At 38.7% G+C, this 16,688-nt stretch carries 21 protein-coding genes; 12 read left to right on the top strand and 9 right to left on the bottom strand.

All coding sequences use genetic code 11. The annotated features are described in order from the left end of the window. Positions 1-30: 30 nt before the first annotated feature. The 5 genes from murA to KKC17_00305 are packed head-to-tail and all read left to right on the top strand — an operon-like array spanning position 31 to position 5,012. The gene (murA, locus tag KKC17_00325; protein ID MBU1038674.1) at positions 31-1,281 is read left to right on the top strand and encodes a UDP-N-acetylglucosamine 1-carboxyvinyltransferase; all 1,251 of its coding nucleotides are present in this window, start codon (positions 31-33) and stop codon (positions 1,279-1,281) included. Positions 1,282-1,338: 57 nt separating this feature from the next. Continuing rightward, positions 1,339-2,604: a S41 family peptidase gene (locus tag KKC17_00320; GenBank protein ID MBU1038673.1), complete on the top strand. Its 1,266-nt coding sequence runs from the start codon at positions 1,339-1,341 to the stop codon at positions 2,602-2,604. 16 nt (positions 2,605-2,620) lie between these two features. Further along, positions 2,621-2,893 (top strand): acylphosphatase, encoded by a 273-nt coding sequence (locus tag KKC17_00315; GenBank protein ID MBU1038672.1) that lies wholly within the window; start codon positions 2,621-2,623, stop codon positions 2,891-2,893. A gap of 3 nt (positions 2,894-2,896) precedes the next feature. Further along, positions 2,897-3,343, top strand: coding sequence for a 50S ribosomal protein L9 (gene rplI / locus KKC17_00310; GenBank protein ID MBU1038671.1), 447 nt, complete (start codon positions 2,897-2,899; stop codon positions 3,341-3,343). A gap of 4 nt (positions 3,344-3,347) precedes the next feature. Next, positions 3,348-5,012 (top strand): CTP synthase, encoded by a 1,665-nt coding sequence (locus KKC17_00305; protein MBU1038670.1) that lies wholly within the window; start codon positions 3,348-3,350, stop codon positions 5,010-5,012. A 474-nt stretch (positions 5,013-5,486) separates the two neighbouring features. Here KKC17_00305 and rpmA read toward each other — a convergent pair whose 3' ends face one another. Then, on the bottom strand, positions 5,487-5,759 hold the full coding sequence (gene rpmA, locus KKC17_00300; protein ID MBU1038669.1) for a 50S ribosomal protein L27: 273 nt from the start codon (positions 5,757-5,759) through the stop codon (positions 5,487-5,489). Between the two features lie 188 nt (positions 5,760-5,947). Next, positions 5,948-6,301 (bottom strand): hypothetical protein, encoded by a 354-nt coding sequence (locus KKC17_00295; GenBank protein MBU1038668.1) that lies wholly within the window; start codon positions 6,299-6,301, stop codon positions 5,948-5,950. Positions 6,302-6,429: 128 nt separating this feature from the next. On the opposite strand from KKC17_00295, the gene KKC17_00290 reads away from it, so the two are divergent. The 7 genes from KKC17_00290 to KKC17_00260 are packed head-to-tail and all read left to right on the top strand — an operon-like array spanning position 6,430 to position 10,209. Beyond that, positions 6,430-6,987 (top strand): hypothetical protein, encoded by a 558-nt coding sequence (locus tag KKC17_00290; GenBank protein ID MBU1038667.1) that lies wholly within the window; start codon positions 6,430-6,432, stop codon positions 6,985-6,987. A gap of 6 nt (positions 6,988-6,993) precedes the next feature. Next, on the top strand, positions 6,994-7,563 hold the full coding sequence (locus tag KKC17_00285; GenBank protein MBU1038666.1) for a 2'-5' RNA ligase family protein: 570 nt from the start codon (positions 6,994-6,996) through the stop codon (positions 7,561-7,563). A 9-nt stretch (positions 7,564-7,572) separates the two neighbouring features. After that, on the top strand, positions 7,573-8,211 hold the full coding sequence (locus KKC17_00280; GenBank protein MBU1038665.1) for a peptidase E: 639 nt from the start codon (positions 7,573-7,575) through the stop codon (positions 8,209-8,211). A gap of 4 nt (positions 8,212-8,215) precedes the next feature. Continuing rightward, positions 8,216-8,527, top strand: a complete 312-nt coding sequence (locus KKC17_00275; protein MBU1038664.1) for a MazG-like family protein — start codon at positions 8,216-8,218, stop codon at positions 8,525-8,527. A gap of 3 nt (positions 8,528-8,530) precedes the next feature. After that, the gene (locus KKC17_00270) at positions 8,531-9,106 is read left to right on the top strand and encodes an alpha/beta hydrolase (protein ID MBU1038663.1); all 576 of its coding nucleotides are present in this window, start codon (positions 8,531-8,533) and stop codon (positions 9,104-9,106) included. 5 nt (positions 9,107-9,111) lie between these two features. After that, a complete protein-coding gene (locus KKC17_00265) occupies positions 9,112-9,951 on the top strand; it encodes a C39 family peptidase (GenBank protein MBU1038662.1) in 840 nt (279 codons plus the stop codon). 18 nt (positions 9,952-9,969) lie between these two features. Then, a complete protein-coding gene (locus KKC17_00260; GenBank protein ID MBU1038661.1) occupies positions 9,970-10,209 on the top strand; it encodes a NifU family protein in 240 nt (79 codons plus the stop codon). Between the two features lie 34 nt (positions 10,210-10,243). Here KKC17_00260 and KKC17_00255 read toward each other — a convergent pair whose 3' ends face one another. Genes KKC17_00255 through KKC17_00225 form a run of 7 tightly spaced genes read right to left on the bottom strand, consistent with a single transcriptional unit; the run spans position 10,244 to position 16,687 of the window. Then, complete coding sequence (locus tag KKC17_00255; protein MBU1038660.1) at positions 10,244-10,636, bottom strand: hypothetical protein; 393 nt, start codon at positions 10,634-10,636, stop codon at positions 10,244-10,246. Then, on the bottom strand, positions 10,633-11,193 hold the full coding sequence (locus KKC17_00250) for a hypothetical protein (GenBank protein MBU1038659.1): 561 nt from the start codon (positions 11,191-11,193) through the stop codon (positions 10,633-10,635). Before KKC17_00250 ends, KKC17_00255 begins: the two co-directional genes overlap by 4 nt. Before the next feature lie 3 nt (positions 11,194-11,196). Continuing rightward, complete coding sequence (locus tag KKC17_00245; GenBank protein ID MBU1038658.1) at positions 11,197-11,733, bottom strand: hypothetical protein; 537 nt, start codon at positions 11,731-11,733, stop codon at positions 11,197-11,199. Positions 11,734-11,739: 6 nt separating this feature from the next. Further along, complete coding sequence (gene pilM / locus KKC17_00240) at positions 11,740-12,789, bottom strand: type IV pilus assembly protein PilM (protein MBU1038657.1); 1,050 nt, start codon at positions 12,787-12,789, stop codon at positions 11,740-11,742. 25 nt (positions 12,790-12,814) lie between these two features. Continuing rightward, positions 12,815-14,266: a hypothetical protein gene (locus KKC17_00235; protein MBU1038656.1), complete on the bottom strand. Its 1,452-nt coding sequence runs from the start codon at positions 14,264-14,266 to the stop codon at positions 12,815-12,817. Beyond that, on the bottom strand, positions 14,263-14,880 hold the full coding sequence (locus KKC17_00230; GenBank protein MBU1038655.1) for a prepilin-type N-terminal cleavage/methylation domain-containing protein: 618 nt from the start codon (positions 14,878-14,880) through the stop codon (positions 14,263-14,265). Before KKC17_00230 ends, KKC17_00235 begins: the two co-directional genes overlap by 4 nt. A gap of 1 nt (position 14,881) precedes the next feature. After that, on the bottom strand, positions 14,882-16,687 hold the full coding sequence (locus KKC17_00225; GenBank protein ID MBU1038654.1) for a hypothetical protein: 1,806 nt from the start codon (positions 16,685-16,687) through the stop codon (positions 14,882-14,884). Position 16,688 lies beyond the last annotated feature (1 nt).

Below are 16,688 nucleotides of genomic sequence, written 5' to 3'. Positions count from 1 at the left end.
TTATTTAAGTTAAGCTTTAATAAGTGTAACATGGGATCACTTTTGATAGAAGGCGGCCGACCTTTGCACGGCCAAATTACTGTTCAAGGAGCTAAAAACGCTACCACACCGATTGTGGCGGCTTGTTTGTTGACTCAAGAAGTGGTGAAGCTTAATAACGTGCCACAAATTGCTGATGTGGAAAAAATGTTGGCTTTATTGGTTGGTTTGGGCGCTAAGGTGGTAAGGCAGGGCGAGAGCGTACAAATTGAAGCTAAAGAAATTTCAGCTGCTAAATTAGACAGGGCCTTGGTGCGTAGTATGCGTTCATCGGTTTTAATGTTTGGCCCCTTGCTTAGTCGGTTAGGCGAAGTAAGTTTGCCCGAACCGGGCGGTTGTATAATCGGCAATCGACCCTTGGCCGCTCATTTTGTTGGTTTAAAGCAATTAGGCGCCAAAGTGGAACAGGTTGAAGATTCTTATGTTTTAAAAGCCAATGGTTTGCATGGTGCCCAGATAGTTTTGCCAGAGTTTTCGGTTACGGCCACGGAAAATATTATTATGGCCGCGGTTTTAGCTAAAGGTTTAACCACTATAGAATTGGCGGCGGCTGAACCGCATGTTCAGGATTTGTGTAATTTTTTAAATAAATTAGGCGCCCAGATAAGCGGTATTGGTACTCATAAATTAGTTATTGAAGGTGTTAGTAAGCTTACAGGTGGCGAGCATACTATTATTCCTGATATGGTAGAAGCGGGTACTTGGGCAGTTTTGGCCGCCGTAGGTCGAGGAGAAATAAAAATTAATTCCATTATGCCCGAGCATTTAAGCATTGTTCTGTTAAAGCTTAAAGAAATTGGCGTTGATTTTACTTTAGAGGAAAATAGTTTAATTGTGCGAGCCAGTCGGCAGTTAAAGCCTTTTAAATTACAAACTATGCCTTATCCGGGATTTGCCACGGATTTGCAGGCACCTTTTGCCGTGTTGGCTACTCAGGCTAGCGGTAGTTCTTTGATTCACGATCCTTTATACGAAGGCCGGCTTAATCATATTGCCGAACTTACTAAAATGGGGGCTAATGCTGTGGTGGCCGATCCGCATCGGGTGATTATTAACGGGCCAACGCCTTTATATGGTCGGGAAATAAGATCTTTTGATTTGCGGGCTGGGGCCACTTTAATAATTGCCGGTTTAATTGCCGAGGGCCAAACTGTGATTAATGATCTAGAAATTGTGGATCGCGGTTATCAGCATTTGGTAGAACGTTTAACCACTTTAGGTGCTAAAGTAAAAAGAGTTTAGTTTTTGACCAGAAGTTTTTTAAGTGTTAGACTGGCTGTGGCTTTAATTTAAAAATAAATGAATCAAAAGTTGTCTTTTTTCTTTAAGAGTAATTTTCTTAGCCGCTATCAGCGGCCTCTGCCACCGACTTTGGTGGTAGTTTTTGTTTTGGTAGCATTTTTATTGGGTTATGGTTGGGGTTTAAATAAACAAACGATTACTAATATTCCTAATGGCCAGGTGACCAATGTTAATCAGCCGGCGCCGGATTATTTAGCTAAAGATATTGATTTTTCTTTATTTTGGAAAGTTTGGCAATACGTTCATAATAATTACATAAATAATTCCATTAGCGACACTAAATTATTTTATGGGGCTATTGCTGGCATGGTTCAAGGTTTGGAAGATCCTTATTCCATTTATATGGATCCGCAAACTGCTCAAGAATTTGCTAGTGAATTGGCTGGTAGTTTTGATGGTATTGGTGCGGAAATTGGTGTTAAAGACCAGAATTTAGTAATTGTGGCGCCTTTGCCTGATACCCCGGCTGATCGGGCGGGTTTAAAGTCTGGTGATCGAATTTTAGCTATTGAAAATACCGATACCACTGGTATGGCGGTGGATAAGGCCGTTCGGTTAATTAGAGGTGAGCGAGGCACAGCTGTTAAGCTTTTAATTTTATCTAAATTAGCGGATCAGCCGAAAATAGTGGAAATCGTGCGCGATAAAATAGTTTTAAAAATTGTTCAAAGTGAAATTAAAGAATTACCTTCGGGCGCTAAAGTCGGTTATATTAGGTTGGCTCATTTTTCCCAAAATAGTGATATTTTATTTAAGGAAGCTTGGACTAAATTATTAGCCCAAGGTAGCCAGTCGATTATTTTTGATTTACGCAATAATCCGGGTGGTTTTTTGGACCAAGGCGTGGCTATTGCCAGCCACTGGATAACGGAAGGGGTGGTAGTTTCGGAAAAAATGCCTAAAGGTGAACCTCGGGATTATAAAAGCACTGGCGCGGGCGAATTGGTTAAAGTGCCGACAGTGGTTTTGGTAAATGAAGGTTCAGCTTCAGCTTCGGAAATTGTTACGGGCGCTTTGCAAGATTATGGTTTGGCCACCATTATTGGCCAAAAAACTTTTGGCAAAGGTTCGGTGCAAAATTTGGAAGAATTTCCTGATGGTTCGGCTGTTAAATTAACCGTGGCTAAATGGTATACGCCCAAAGGCCGATCGATTGATAAAAACGGTTTGGAGCCAGATATTAAAGTGGACTTTACCGAAGAAGACCTTAAGGAAGAAAAAGATGTTCAATTAGAAAGAGCTTTGCAATTTTTAGCCAGATGAACTATTACCAGGGTTTATGATTAGGCGGCGTTATAGTTTGCAGGGCCAGGTGCAGGGGATAAATTTAAGGTGGCAGGTTAAAACTAAAGCGGAGCAGTTAAAAATTAGCGGTTGGGTGCACAACGAGCTAAACAGCACCAGTGTTACTTTGGTTGTTCAAGGTCCAGCAGAGGTTATCCAAGTTTTTGATGGTTGGTTAAGACGGGATATAAAACTGGCTAATTTAAAAAGTGTAAAATTTATTAATGAAGTGGTAATTAAGGAACCAGATTTTTTTATTATAATTTAGCTTATGAAAATTATTTTCTTAAAAGACGTACCTAATATCGGTAAAAAAAATCAGACCAAAGAGGTAAGCGACGGCTTTGCTTTGAATTATTTATTGCCTAATAAGTTAGCTATTAGGGCCACTAGCCAAACTCTAAAACAGGCGGAACTTAATATTGCTAAGCAAAAAAAACAACTATTGGCTCAAGTTAATTTACTTACCGAAACTAAGCAACGTTTGCAGGGTTTGGTAATTAATTTACAAGCCAAAGCTTCGTCGGCTAGTACGTTGTATGCAGCTGTTTCGGCCGAGCAGGTGTTGGCGGCTATTAATAAGGCGGGCGGTTTAAAGTTAGAAGCCAGCCAAATAATCGGTTGTCATAATATAAAAACTATTGGTAGCCATACGGTTAAGGTAAATTTGGCTTCTAACGAGTCAGTCAATCTAAAAGTAATAATTGAAGCAGAATAATTTTATGTCCACCAAATACATTTTTGTAACCGGCGGAGTTTGTTCGGGTTTGGGTAAGGGCACGGCCATGGCTTCTATTGGTGCTATTTTAAAAACAGCCGGTTACAGCGTTACAGTTTTAAAATTAGACCCTTATTTGAATATTGATCCCGGGACCATGAGCCCGTTTCAACACGGCGAAGTTTTTGTAACCGACGATGGTTATGAAGCGGATTTGGATTTAGGACATTATGAAAGATTTATTGACGAGCCTTTGTCTCGTTTATCTAACTTAACCACTGGTCAGGTTTATCAAAAAATTCTATTAGACGAACGGGAGGGGGCTTATTTAGGCCGAACTATTCAGGTAATCCCGCATATTACCGGTTTTATAAAAAATAAAATAACCGAAACGGCCCAGCGCACCAAAGCGGATTTTTTGTTAATAGAAATTGGCGGTACAGTCGGCGATATTGAAGGGGAGCCGTATTTGGAAGCGGCTCGGCAGTTTCATCGTGAATCTGGTCCGGACAACGTAATGTTCGCCTTGGTAACGCTGTTGCCGCATTTGGAAACTTCGGAAGAATATAAAACCAAACCTACACAAATGGCCGTTAGAGAATTGCATCGGGCCGGTATTCAGCCGGATATAATTTTGGCTCGGGCGGCTAAAAAAATTCCCAAAGATGTTTTGCATAAAATTGCTTTGTTTTGCGATGTGCCTTTGCCCAACGCCTTGCCTTGTCCGACTTTAAAGTCTATTTATGAAGTGCCTTTGGATTTGGAAAAAAATAATGTGTCTGAACTTATTTACAAACATTTTAAATTAAAACCGAAAAAAGTTGATTTGTCAGCTTGGCGAACTTTAGTGCGTCGGATTCATAATCCCAAGGCCAAAAAAATAACTGTGGCTTTGGTGGGTAAGTACACGGCACACGGCGATGCTTACATTAGTGTTCATGAAGCTTTAAAGGCGGCTAGCGCTTGGCAGGCATCTAAATTAAATATTATTGATATTGATTCGGAAAAATTAGAAAGCAAGGATAAAAAAGAATGGACTCGCTTAAAACAAGCTGATGGTATTGTGGTACCGGGTGGTTTTGGCAATCGGGGGATCGAGGGCAAAATAATGGCGGCGGCTTATGCCAGGGATAATAAGATTCCTTATTTTGGTTTGTGTTTGGGGATGCAAATTATGTGCATTGAGTTTGGTCGTCGTTTGCTTAATACCAAGGAAGTTAATTCTACCGAGTTTGATAATAAAACAGCTAATCCGGTTATTCACATTATGCCAGAACAGCGCCAGAACCTGGAGGCTAAGCATCTGGGCGCTAGTATGCGCTTAGGAGCCTATAATTGCCAATTGCAGGCTAAATCTAAGGCTTATAGCGCTTATACCTCTAAAGTCGCCCCACAGGCCGTGCCCTTAACCGAGCATAAGGATGGCACAGCCACTATTTCCGAGCGCCACCGGCATCGCTATGAATTTAATAATGAGTACCGCCATAGTTTTCAGGAAGCTGGTATGATTTTTTCCGGGTTAAACAAGGAACGTGATTTGGTGGAAGTAGCTGAATTAGCCGATCATCCTTTTATGTTGGGTACGCAGTTTCACCCTGAGTTTCAATCTCGGCCTTTGCGCCCACATCCTTTGTTTAGGGATTTTATAAAAGCCTGTTTGAAAAAGTAATTTTTTTTGGCTTTACCAAGATAAAATATTAACCAACGCCTCAGTCTAATTTAGACTGAGGCGTTTAAGTTTTTATATTTGTTTACATTATATCTACTGCCGCCGCTATCCGCCTTTTAGCAATTTATCTGCCACCATATTTAAGTCACGTGACAGAGCGGAAGTTGTGGCCGGGTATAACGAGCGCGTGTTTGTGGTGGCTTAGCATAGCGCGAGTACCGGCCGCAACGAGCACTGTAGGGGCTTAAATTCTGGTGGCGACTCTTGCTATTACTTCTCCTAGAGAAGTAATGAATTAAATATATATGACTGTTACTTTCTTTAAAGAAAGTAACACAAAGAATCGCCGCTAGAGTCCTCGCTTGGCTTCTGTCCCATAAGCCAAGCTGCGGGTAGCGGCAGGGCTTAAAGACAAAAAACTCCCGTATTGGGTAACAAGGGGAGTTTTTTAAATCAAGAGTAATTGCTTTTAGTTTATTCCACGCTGATGTAGCGACCAAGTTTTAACTTACCAGTAAAGCTTTTGCGCCAGCGTTGGTAAAATTTTACTATGCCGTTTTGAGTGGCGAACAAGGTATCATCGCCGCCTTTTTTAACACCTTTACCAGGGAAAAAGCGGGTACCGCGCTGTCTAACCAAAACCATACCAGCCTTGGCTGGTTGTCCGGCAAAAAGTTTAACTCCTAAACGTTTACTTTGTGAATCGCGGCCTAGTGTTGTAGAGCCGCCTGCTTTTGTATGAGCCATATCTAATAGTAAATTACTTGCGAAAAGTTTAGCTGTTTTTAATCAGCCAAATTATTATAAATTATTCTTTGTCTTAAGTCAAGGGTTTTAGGTGGGTTGTGAGGAATGAGGGTAGTAAAATAATAAAAAGATGCTATAAGTATCTACCTATAGCACCATGGCTTTTTTATTGCTTTTCATTTCTCGTTTTATTCCATGCCGTTTTCTGCAAGGAATGAGAATATAAAGGCTCCGAATTTAGGAAATATGTCTTTGACTGTTTTACAGTCAATAATTGTTTTTTCGCCAGAGTTAAAAACTTTTTGTCCATCCCATTCAAAGTATTGCTTTGGGGCTTTTATTCCTGATTTTTTAAAACTATCAGGAAATAAATCGTATACTTTTTCGGCTAAATAAGATGCACTAGGATCTACTGCAATGGATGTTTCTGCAGCATAGGCTATTTCGTTTTCTCTGGTAGCTATTTGCACGAATAATTTTGTGCCTTCTATACCAAAGAATACATGACACTGACTGTTAACTTTTTCGATTAAGCTTTCCATTGCACACTCCTTTTTTGTTTTTAAATTAGTTTTTAGATTTAATTTTAATAATCGGAGAATTATAATCGATCTTTTATAGTTTAATATAACGATTTATTTAAGCAGAATTTTAAAATCTTGTCAATGTCATGAGCGGGTTGTGTGGAGGGGTATTAGAAGGTAGAATGTTAGTATTAGTTGTTTTATTTATGAGCAAAGAAAAATTTGATACAAAAACCGAAGAGTCTTTTTGTAATTTTTTTAAAAACGTTGGTGAGAATATTGTGAAAATAAAGGGAAATAATTTTCCGGATTTTTTAGTTGATGACAGATTTGTTTTTGAAATCAAAGAAATAAATAAGAGTGGTACGGAAGAATATAGTAATGGGGTAAAAATACAAAAAATTAATATAATTAATGTTGTCAATAAATATATTATTGATTTTGATAAAAAAATAAAAAGCTATGAGAAAATTAAAAAGTGTAGTTATTATGGTTTAGTGTTTTATAATTTGAGATATCAAACAGATAATCATATTAAAGAATCTTTTAAAAATAGTAAGATTAAAAATTATAAAATAATTAATAGTCTAATTTATGCTGGATATAATAAGCCAACTAATACGACCTTAGCTTTGAGCGTATTTAATAATAAAGATTTTTTATTAGATGATATTTTTAACGATTTAAATTATGAAGTTTTGTAAATTTTTATGCCCCAATTAGCCATTGATATTGTTCTTCTACCGCCCGAGGAAGTAATGGATAAAGCCATTGCTATAAATAACCAGTTATCAGGTGATGCTATTAGGCTTAATAAGCTGGATTGCCTACCGCATATTTCTCTGTGCATGGGTGTGGTAAGGGAAGAAGATTTAGAAAAGGTTAAGCAAATAATCAATCAAATAGGGCAGAACTATAAGCCATTACCGTTAACTATAAATAAAATAGACGGCAAACATGTTTGCTTTGAAATAGTGAATACCAAAGAACTACAAAGTTTACATGAAGCTATAATGACTAAGCTGGAACCTTATTTATCATACAATTCTACAGTTGATTGTTTTTTAGGGGAAGAAATTAATGAGAGGACTCTGTGTTGGGTAAATAATTATAAAGAGAAAAGCAGTTTTAGTAATTTTTATCCTCATATTACTTTGGGAAAATATGAAATAGAGGGTAAGGATGAGAGTATTTATTTTACAGCTTCTAAGTTAGCTGTTTGTCATTTGGGGAATTATTGCACTTGCCGTAAAATACTACATAGTGTGGATTTGTTTTAAAAATGATTTATGTCTGTAAAATTTTATTTATCTTCTTATAAATTTGGCAGTCCAGATAATGTGGTTAAATTTAAGACCTTGGTAGCTAATACTAATAAAAGAGCGGCTTATATTTCTAATGCTTTGGATTGTTTTGATGATTTAGAACGTCGTCAGCAAGGTGAGCAGGAGGAAATAAATTATTTGGCGGGTTTGGGAATTACAGCTGAGGTTTTGGATTTACGCCATTATTTTGGTAAAATCGAGGAGTTAAAAAAAATTTTAGTTAATTATGACATTTTTTGGGTAAAAGGTGGTAATACTTTTGTGCTTAGACAAGCTATGGCGTTGAGCGGTTTAGATGTAATTCTTAAAGAGTTTGTAAAATCTGACCGGCCGATAATCTACGCTGGTTATAGCGCTGGCGTGTGTGTTTTATCACCAACTTTAAAAGGGTTAGCTATAGTGGACGATCCTAACCAAAAGCCTTATGGTGCGGACAGAGAGACTATTTGGGAAGGTTTAGGTTTGATTAATTATTCCATTGCGCCACATTATAAATCGGACCATCCGGAATCGGCTGATGTAGACAAGGAAATAAAACAAATGATTGATAACAAAATGTTATTTAAGGCTTTGCGCGACGGTGAGGTTATAATAATTGAATAATTTTATGAAAAAATTGCAGGAAGAGATTAAAATTTTTTGCCAAGTTAATGGTTTAATTAGACCGGTGGAATATCAGTTATTGGATATGGTATCCGAATTGGGAGAGGTGGCCAAGGAAATTTTAAGGTCGTCTGATTATGGTAAAAAACCCGTTGAATATAAAGAGGAATTAAAACAAGAACTGGGCGATGTTTTGTATTCTTTAATTACCGTGGCTAACGGTTTGGATATAGATTTGGAATTAGCGGTTAAACAAGCTATCGTAAAATATCAAGCCAGGCTTACCAAAGGTTCTCCTGGATCGGAAAATGATTAATTTATGAATAATAAGAATTGTTTTATAATTCACGGCTGTCCTTCTAATGTGGAACAAGGAATGAATCCAGCCACTAGGATTTATGATAAACATTGGTTACCTTGGTTAAAAAAAGAACTTATAGCCAAAGGTGTGCCAACGGAAATGCCGCTAATGCCCGAGCCTTGGGCGCCGGATTATCAAAAATTTAAACAAGAGTTTAAAAAGTACGAAGTTAATGAACATAGTATTTTAATCGGCCACAGTTGCGGTAGCACTTTTTTGGTTAGGTGGTTAGGTGAAACCAAGCAAAAAATAGCTAAGCTTATTTTAGTGGCGCCTTGGAAAATTGCCCACACTGGTGATAGTTTTCGGCCGAATTTTTATACTTATGATATCGATGTTACGATTAAAGAGCGAGTCAGCAAAATAATTATGTTTACAGCCAATGACGAAGCAGATGAAGGCCAACAAAGTTTAAAAATTTTTAATAAAGCTTTAGGTGGAGAAATTATTAGTTTGCCAAATCATGGTCATTATTGTTTTAAAAATATGAAGACAGAAGAGTTTCCTGAATTATTACAAGAAGTTTTAAGTTAAGATGTATGAAAAAATATTTAGTTATAATGGTGTTGGTTGTGGCTGCGGGGGGGTGGTTTTGGTTTAGTCAGCAGGCTAAAAATTCTAAGATGGTGGAGGTCGGCGGCAATCAGTCTGATATTGTAGAATTGGTTGATAATAAAAATAAGTCAATTGATAATACAGATGAGTCTGTGGCAGAAGAAAAAACATTAACTAATGATCAGGTGATTGAAAATAAATCAGCTGAAGTTGAAAAAACAGTTGAATCTAAAAATAATTCAGAGCCCAAGATAGAGCACGCCATAACAATTTTGCCAGTACCTTTTACTTCACAGGCGCCTAAATATAATTGGGATTTGCCTTACCAAGAAGCTTGCGAGGAAGCTAGTATGATAATGGCGGCTGAATATTTTAAGGGTAATCGGGTTAGTCGTTTGGAGCCAGATTATGCTGACAAGGAAATATTAAAGTTGGTGGCCTGGCAAAAGCTGGAGCGCGGTTTTTACGAAGATACCACAGCCCAAGAGGTGGCGGATATTATGAAAGATTATTTTGGTTTAAGCGCAGCAGTAGAGGAGTATGATGCAGTCAAAATAAAGGATTATATAAGGCAGGGTAAGTTGGTTTTATTGCCAGCGGCCGGTCGTTTGCTTAATAACCCCAATTTTAAACATCCCGGGCCCTTGTACCATATGCTGGTAGTAAAGGGTTTTACTACTGATGAATTTATAACCAATGATCCGGGCACTAAAAATGGTTTTAATTATTATTATCGGCCCAGTATTTTTGCTACAGCCGTGCATGATTGGAATGGTGGTAAGGTTACCGAAGGTCAGCAGGTTATGGTAGTGGTGGGTAATTAGAATTTAGCAGATAGAATTATGACTATAAAACAGCAGGAAAGTTTAATTAAAAAAGTTTTGCAGCAAACGGAAGTTTATTTAAAAAAGGATCAGGGTGGAGTTAAATTTGTTAGTTGGTCCGCTAGGTTGGGCCTAGTAAAAGTAGAATTAACTGGTCGGTGTGCCACTTGTCCTTTGTCTAAATTAACAGTTAATCAATATATAAAAAAACAACTTCGGGCTAAGTTGCCGCAAGTTAAGGAAATAGAGGTTTGTTAAATTAATAATGACAATTTAAATCGAAGTCGATTGATTAAGGTAAAGATTTTATAACTCCAGTTGAAGAGTTGTCTAGAGCAGTATCTTTATCGATTTCAGTAATGTCTTCTGCTGTTTGTTTGTTTAAAGAAAAAGGATTAGGTATCGGGTTAGCTGGCTTGGGTAGTTCGGTTTTTTTGTTTTGCCAGTTTAACAAAACTTTTTCGTACAAAGGCACATTAATACGGTACTGGGTAACTTGGGAGCGCAGTAAGTTTACTTCTTGCACTTGGGCCAAAGTTTGATAAAAGTTGCGTTGCAAAAAAACAATTAAAACAATAAGCAAAAATAATAATATTACTAAAGTAAGCGAAGGTAGCCAGGGCAATAGTTTGTCCGGTTTTATTTTTAGTTTTAATGGTTTTGTTAAATAGTCGGGTAGTTTCATAATTTATAAAAGGCGGTGCCGGCTAAATTTAATTGCAAAAGGTCGCTAGTTTTAGGTTGGTCCGCAGGTTTACTAAAGCGTACGGTTTCCAAGTTTAAATAATAATCCAGCTTTTCTAAATCTTTTAAGTAATTAAGCAGATTGTTAAATTGGCCGATTGCTTGAACTTGTAGATTTAAAGATTTATTGGTGATTAATTTATCATCCGTTTTGGCCAGATTTATTTTTTGATTAACACTGTTTTGTTTGGCTACTTGTTCTAAGGTAGTTACAAAAGTAAGTTCGTCACCGGGCTTTATGAACATAGTTTCAAATTGTTCCAAAGTGGGTTTAATTTTTTCGTATTGAGCGGTAGTTTGTCGGATTTTTTGACCGCGCTGGTATAGCATTTCCAAAGATTCTCGTTCCAGCATAATTTGCTGGTTTAAGGTAAAGATGGTTTTAATATTAGGCCAAATAATAAAACCAATCGTGCCTAGAACGGTTAGTAAAGCCAAGCCGACTGTTAGACCGGCTACCAAATGAGGTTTTTTTAATAAATAGGCGTTAAGCATCATAAATCATTCAGCTGTTAGATTAATTTGGCCGGCTAGTTGGAAATCAATATTTTGACTGGTTAAAATATTAGATAAAGGTGAGGACAAGTTACTTAAATAGGGCAGTTTAGCTAAATTATTTTTAAAAGTTAAATAATCATCTCTTTGTTTAGCTTGACCATAGACTGTTAAACCATTACTTTTTTCTAAACTTAAATAGCTAAGTTCAATACCTAAAGGTAGGTTTAGACTAACGTCTGACACTAAGTTAGACCAATTGATAAAGCCGTGTTGAATTTCCGACATGTGTTTAAGTTGATTGTTCAGCTTAGTAATATCGCGGTCCAAGGTTTTATTTCTCTCGTTAATGGTCGTGCTAGTAGCTAGCAGTTCATTTAGATTATCCTGTAGCATTAAACGGGCGGTAAAAGCTGTGCCAGCCGCTAGCAGAGAAAAGGCCAAAAAAAGATAAATAATTATTCTGGCGTAGCGGTACAAAGAAACAAGTTTTAATTGTTTTTGGTCGTTAGGTGAAAGCAAATTTAAGTTTAAGGACAGCATAGTATTTTAAGGCCGCAGGGCCAGGCCAATAGCCGTGGCAAAAGAATTAAGCTGTTCTTTGTTAAAAGGTGAGTCGTCGGACAAATATTGCCAGGCATTACTTTTTCTAACCGGTAATTTAAGACCTTTAGATAACAAGGCATCTAGTTTGCCAAAATTAGCACCGCCACCGCATAAAATAATTTGGCCGACCGGTTGCTCGGGAAAATGATCAATTTGGTAGTTAATGGATTCTTTAATTTTTTTAATTAGTTCATTAATCGCCGATTCCATTATGGCGTAAATAGCGCCCTGGCAACGTTTGGGGTCCAGTCCGCAAATAATTTTGGCTTTTTCTGCTTCAACTTCTGTCATTTTTAGTTGTTTAGCCAGGGTGGCGGTAATATTTAAACCAGAAATGGGTAAGGAGACGGTAAACTGAATAGCCTGTTGATCTAAAACTATCAAACTGGTGCGGGTAGCGCCGAAGTCTATTATTAAGGCGGACTGTTTGAGAGTTAAATCTTGTTCAGCTATAACACTGCGAGCAATAGCCAAAGCTTCTATTTCCATAGCTAAAGGAATAAGACCGACTTCTTTTAAAGCTACAGAATAGGAATCAACAATGTTTTTGGGAATTACCCCCAACAAAAGAGTTTGTTTGTTGGTTTTAGTATCAATTGAACCAACTGCTTGCCAATCCCAATAAGTTTCTTCAATAGCAATGGGAATGTGGTGTTCCGCCTCCCATTTTACTGCCAAGGGCATTTCGCTTAGGGGCATTGGCGGCAGATTGATGGTCATGATGAAAGTTTTTGTTTCGGGTAGGCAAGCGACCACATTGTTACTGGTAAATTTTCCTACTTTCGGTTGACTTAACATTTGCTGGAGAATTTTTTGAAAAATTTCCGGTTGTTTTAATTCACCTTCAAAAAAAACGCCAGCCGGTACAGAACTATCGGCGTAGGCGCGTAATCTTAAGAAACCTTTAAGATTTTTTTTAAATTGAACCAATTTCAGCGAACGATCGCTTATATCTAAACCTAAATGTTGTACCTGAGGTTGAAACAAAGGCATAAATTTAGTATAGCATAAAATTTTATTAATTAGGTTTTATTTCTTGCCAATCAATCAGACTATATTGGTCGCTGGTTAAGGGGAAACTGGGCGGTGGGTTATAAAGTAAATTAGAGTCATAATTTATTAGGCGATTTTGATAACCGGTGCTATCGGTGTAGGCAAAACCGTAACGTAAACTGGAAGCTAACATACCGTTTAAGGTAAGGGTTTGCCTAACATAACTAGAACCGCAGGACGAGCCATAATAATAACGACCAATTCGACCGTTTTTAGCTACTAAAGCGGCATCTATTTTTAAATTATCAGCACTATTCAACCCGACGTTAATATTATTTTGAGCCATTAAAGATAGAATATCATTACCATTCAAGTTTGAGTAAACTAAATTATTGTTAACAGTAATCGAAGTATTAGTGTTGGGGTTTTCGGGAAAGCGGGCTGAGGCAATAGTAAGTTTTTGATTACTAATTTGTCCTTCCAACCAAACATTGTCTTCTAAAAATATTAGGCCGTTGTTGGGGTAGCTATAAGTACCTAAAAAAATTTGAGCATTAGGCGCCGAGCTGATGCTCCAGGTGCCCCAGCCCGTTTGGTTTAAAGAATTGTAGCACCAGCTACTAGGCGGGCTTTGTAAAATTTTAATTTGATACAAATCAAATTGGCCATTGGTTTTTAAAACCAGGCGATAACCCAAGTAGCCGGAAGCTGCCAAATATAAGCCGTCGGCGATGGCTTGGCTTTTGATGGTTGCCAAATCCGAGGCTAAACCGTCAAAATCTACGGTTGGTACAGGAAATTGTCGGCCGACCACAAAAACATCCGGTCGGCTGGGTACGGCGGTTGGCGGCAAAGGATCGGTTGGGCTTAAGTGGGTGTGGACGCCAAACTCTAAACCGCCGGTATGGTCGGGATCATCGTAAGTTGATTTAGCACTGGTAACCAGGTTTTCTGCCCGACCGTCAAAGCGGATACCGCCGTTACTGTGTAAGGGGCCGGTAACTATTGTTCCGGCGCCAAAGCGTATATCACTGTTGGCTACAATAGCAAAACGAGCCAAGCTGGGCCTGGCAAATTGGCCGCGCAGGGTTCTTTTTTGTTGTGAGTTCAAAGTGGTGTAGCCAGTGGCATCAACAGTTACCAAAGTGGAACCAACTGGCGGCGGGGTAATGTTTAAACTAAAGTAACCCAGTAAATTACCATTAATATCTTTAAATTCATGAACATAGGGCCCGGGCTGACTCAAGCCGTCTTGAAAATCTTGCGGGGCGTGGGCTAAATGCCAGCGATAATAATTTAAGCCAGCCTCGGCCAGTTGAAAGGCTTTTTCACTATTTAAACGGGCTCGGCTTAAACGACTAACTCCCAGACTCCAGTTAACAAAACCGCCCAAGATTATTAAACCAATTGCCCCAAAAAAAAGAGAAAATAATATTATGTCGCCGGCTGGTAGTTTGTAGGTACGGGCTTTTATCATAAGTTGTCTTTTAGGTTTCTTAAATTAACCTGGGTCGACAAGGTATAAGGCAAGGGAAGTTGGTTGGGCGTGGCGTCAACTATTAAAGTTATTTTTATCAGCCGAACATCGTTTAGGTTAACCGGGGTGCTTAAAGGAGCACTTTGGCCGTTGTAATCATTGTTGTAATAAGAAAAAATCGTGGTGGCATTGGTTAAATTGTAAACTAATTCGTCGGTTATAGTATTGCCGGTTTGATAGTTTAAGGGGGTGCCACTGGGTTTGGTAACAGATCGTTTAAGAGTTGTGCCATCGCTAAAGTAAGTTATTTTTTCTTTGTCACTTGTTGAATCCAGGTTGGCGTAAAAAGTTAAAGATTGGTCGGTGGCTTGAGCGATAGGATAACTACCTAAAGATGATACAGAAGCGCGTCTTAATTCAGTGGTTAATTTATTTAAAGCCAATCTGGATTGATCGTGGCTTAATAGGGTAAGGTTCATATCATGGCTGGAGCGAAGAATAGAGGTGACTAAAGAGCCTAAGGACAAAAAAACTAAAGCCACAATAGCCAAAGCTAAAACTGTTTCTAAGATGGTAAAACCTGATTGGTTAGATTTTTTATTGGTCGGGAACATATTAATTTGGTAACAGACTGATTTCTAAACTAGTCCAATTAGGGGATAAGTCGGCCTGGGTAGTAAGGGTTTGGTAATTAGTTAAAGAAATTTCTACGTCATAAGTGGCGCTGGTTAGTTTGGTAAAAAAGGCCTGGCCTGGGGGAATACACTGTGAAGCATAAGTTAAGCTAATATCGGACAAATTAGGTGTTACTTTATCATCGGCCGTACTTAAATAAACTTTATAGCGCAAATAACGGTCACCATTATGTTGCGTGCCAATAGTTTGGTTACTAGCTGTGTAAAAAGTATTAGCTGTACCGTCAGGGCCGACAAAATTCCAAGTGATTTGATCGTTGTTACTAGCCAGTTGTATTTTTATGGGTTGACTGCCGCTGCTGGCTGGTTGATCACCGGGTTGCCAAGCAACGGTGGCCGGGCTGGCCGCGGCACCGGCGTCAAAAGTGGAGGAGATTAACCAGCCGTCTGTTACATAACTATTACCGACTTTTTTTAATTTAAGTTGGCCGGCTGGACTACTGGTTTCTATATGGCCATCATCACTGAAATATTTTTCGCTGTTAATAAAATTTTCTTGACCCGGACCTTGTTTCCATTCTGTTTGGGTAAGATAGCCTCGGCTGGTTAAGATTGTTTCTGACCAACTAGCTTTGGTTAGTTTAACAGCGGCGCCGGACAACGGCAGTTGGGTGCTGGCGTCTTTGACTATTAGCAACACGCTATGAGGTGTGCTGGTTTGCATAACCAGGTTTAAATTTTGGTTAGAAGCTGGTGATAAATTAAGCGGCAAGGGTGGGATGGTACCTCTTAATTCGTAAGAAGCGCTGGTCGGAGAGATTAAATAGGAATCCCATTCTAAATTAGTTAAGGTTTTAAGTCCATTAGTGTCAGTGGTTAAATTTTGGTTATATTTGTAAACAGCGGGTGATTGGGATATTAATTTAGCACCTTGAAGATTAAAGGGTATGTTGGCGATAGCCTCGCAGGTAGAATTGATGGTTGAAATGTTAAGTTGACTTAATAGGTCAATAGCAAAAGTCAGGCTGGTAACTTCTTGAGCAATCACGGTAGCATCTGTTTTTACCGGGTTTATTACTATTGGATCATCCGGGGCATAAGTGCGGTCGGTGGAATAGCCGGTTTTACTAACAACGATGCGATATGATTCCTGAGCCGGCGGTACATCCACTAGTAAAAGATTTCCTTGGTTGTCAGTGGTGTCGGTTAGATCAATAATTGGACTGACGGTGGAGTTGGTTATATGGACCAGCGCGCCGTTAATTGGTTGGCCGCTGGCGTTAATAGCTTTAATTATTAAAGCGCCGTTATTGCCGGTGTTTTCCAAATTTTTGGGCGCTACTATAGTAGTTAGGCTGACTGGATTAAAAAAGGGTAGGCAAGTGGAGCAGCTGACTGTTACGGTAACTTGTTTGTAATCGGCCGGCGCCGTATCGTTGGGTAAGCCGCCAATTGTGCCATCAAAAGGATCATCAATATTACGCACGTTGTATTGAACAGTAAAAATTACATTATCTTTACTGTCTAAGCTGTCGGCCGGTAAACTGCCGCTGGGCAAACCATTAACTAAACCGACCGATTGATAAGGTAGGTTGCGCACCACTTCCATTTTTTCCGTGGCCAGTAAAGTGGCCGCCGTTACCAAGCGATTTTTTTTAACAGACTTAGTTAATTGCAAGTAAACGTCATAGAGGCTTAAAGTAATAACCGTGAACAAAGCTAGACCCAAGAGGGCTTGTAATAAAGTAACACCGGAGGGAGGTTGGTTTTTATTTGGCCAGACCATG

The sequence above is a fragment of the Patescibacteria group bacterium genome, from assembly GCA_018817715.1.
Taxonomy (GTDB): domain Bacteria; phylum Patescibacteriota; class Patescibacteriia; order Veblenbacterales; family UBA10138; genus JAHITT01.
Note: the sequence above shows the minus strand (reverse complement) of the source record. Positions and strands in the feature narration are given on the sequence as shown.

Bases quoted from the DNA above. Each gene is read 5' to 3' on its own strand.
- KKC17_00295 (MBU1038668.1), bottom strand. From the start codon at position 6,301: ATGGAAAGCTTAATCGAAAAAGTTAACAGTCAGTGTCATGTATTCTTT.
- KKC17_00270 (MBU1038663.1), top strand. From the start codon at position 8,531: ATGAATAATAAGAATTGTTTTATAATTCACGGCTGTCCTTCTAATGTG.
- KKC17_00250 (MBU1038659.1), bottom strand. From the start codon at position 11,193: ATGATGCTTAACGCCTATTTATTAAAAAAACCTCATTTGGTAGCCGGT.
- KKC17_00290 (MBU1038667.1), top strand. From the start codon at position 6,430: ATGAGCGGGTTGTGTGGAGGGGTATTAGAAGGTAGAATGTTAGTATTA.
- KKC17_00260 (MBU1038661.1), top strand. From the start codon at position 9,970: ATGACTATAAAACAGCAGGAAAGTTTAATTAAAAAAGTTTTGCAGCAA.
- KKC17_00315 (MBU1038672.1), top strand. From the start codon at position 2,621: ATGATTAGGCGGCGTTATAGTTTGCAGGGCCAGGTGCAGGGGATAAAT.
- KKC17_00230 (MBU1038655.1), bottom strand. From the start codon at position 14,880: ATGTTCCCGACCAATAAAAAATCTAACCAATCAGGTTTTACCATCTTA.
- pilM (MBU1038657.1), bottom strand. From the start codon at position 12,789: ATGCCTTTGTTTCAACCTCAGGTACAACATTTAGGTTTAGATATAAGC.
- KKC17_00275 (MBU1038664.1), top strand. From the start codon at position 8,216: ATGAAAAAATTGCAGGAAGAGATTAAAATTTTTTGCCAAGTTAATGGT.
- KKC17_00320 (MBU1038673.1), top strand. From the start codon at position 1,339: ATGAATCAAAAGTTGTCTTTTTTCTTTAAGAGTAATTTTCTTAGCCGC.
- KKC17_00235 (MBU1038656.1), bottom strand. From the start codon at position 14,266: ATGATAAAAGCCCGTACCTACAAACTACCAGCCGGCGACATAATATTA.
- murA (MBU1038674.1), top strand. From the start codon at position 31: ATGGGATCACTTTTGATAGAAGGCGGCCGACCTTTGCACGGCCAAATT.
- KKC17_00225 (MBU1038654.1), bottom strand. From the start codon at position 16,687: ATGGTCTGGCCAAATAAAAACCAACCTCCCTCCGGTGTTACTTTATTA.
- KKC17_00305 (MBU1038670.1), top strand. From the start codon at position 3,348: ATGTCCACCAAATACATTTTTGTAACCGGCGGAGTTTGTTCGGGTTTG.
- KKC17_00280 (MBU1038665.1), top strand. From the start codon at position 7,573: ATGTCTGTAAAATTTTATTTATCTTCTTATAAATTTGGCAGTCCAGAT.
- KKC17_00285 (MBU1038666.1), top strand. From the start codon at position 6,994: ATGCCCCAATTAGCCATTGATATTGTTCTTCTACCGCCCGAGGAAGTA.
- rplI (MBU1038671.1), top strand. From the start codon at position 2,897: ATGAAAATTATTTTCTTAAAAGACGTACCTAATATCGGTAAAAAAAAT.
- rpmA (MBU1038669.1), bottom strand. From the start codon at position 5,759: ATGGCTCATACAAAAGCAGGCGGCTCTACAACACTAGGCCGCGATTCA.
- KKC17_00265 (MBU1038662.1), top strand. From the start codon at position 9,112: ATGAAAAAATATTTAGTTATAATGGTGTTGGTTGTGGCTGCGGGGGGG.
- KKC17_00255 (MBU1038660.1), bottom strand. From the start codon at position 10,636: ATGAAACTACCCGACTATTTAACAAAACCATTAAAACTAAAAATAAAA.
- KKC17_00245 (MBU1038658.1), bottom strand. From the start codon at position 11,733: ATGCTGTCCTTAAACTTAAATTTGCTTTCACCTAACGACCAAAAACAA.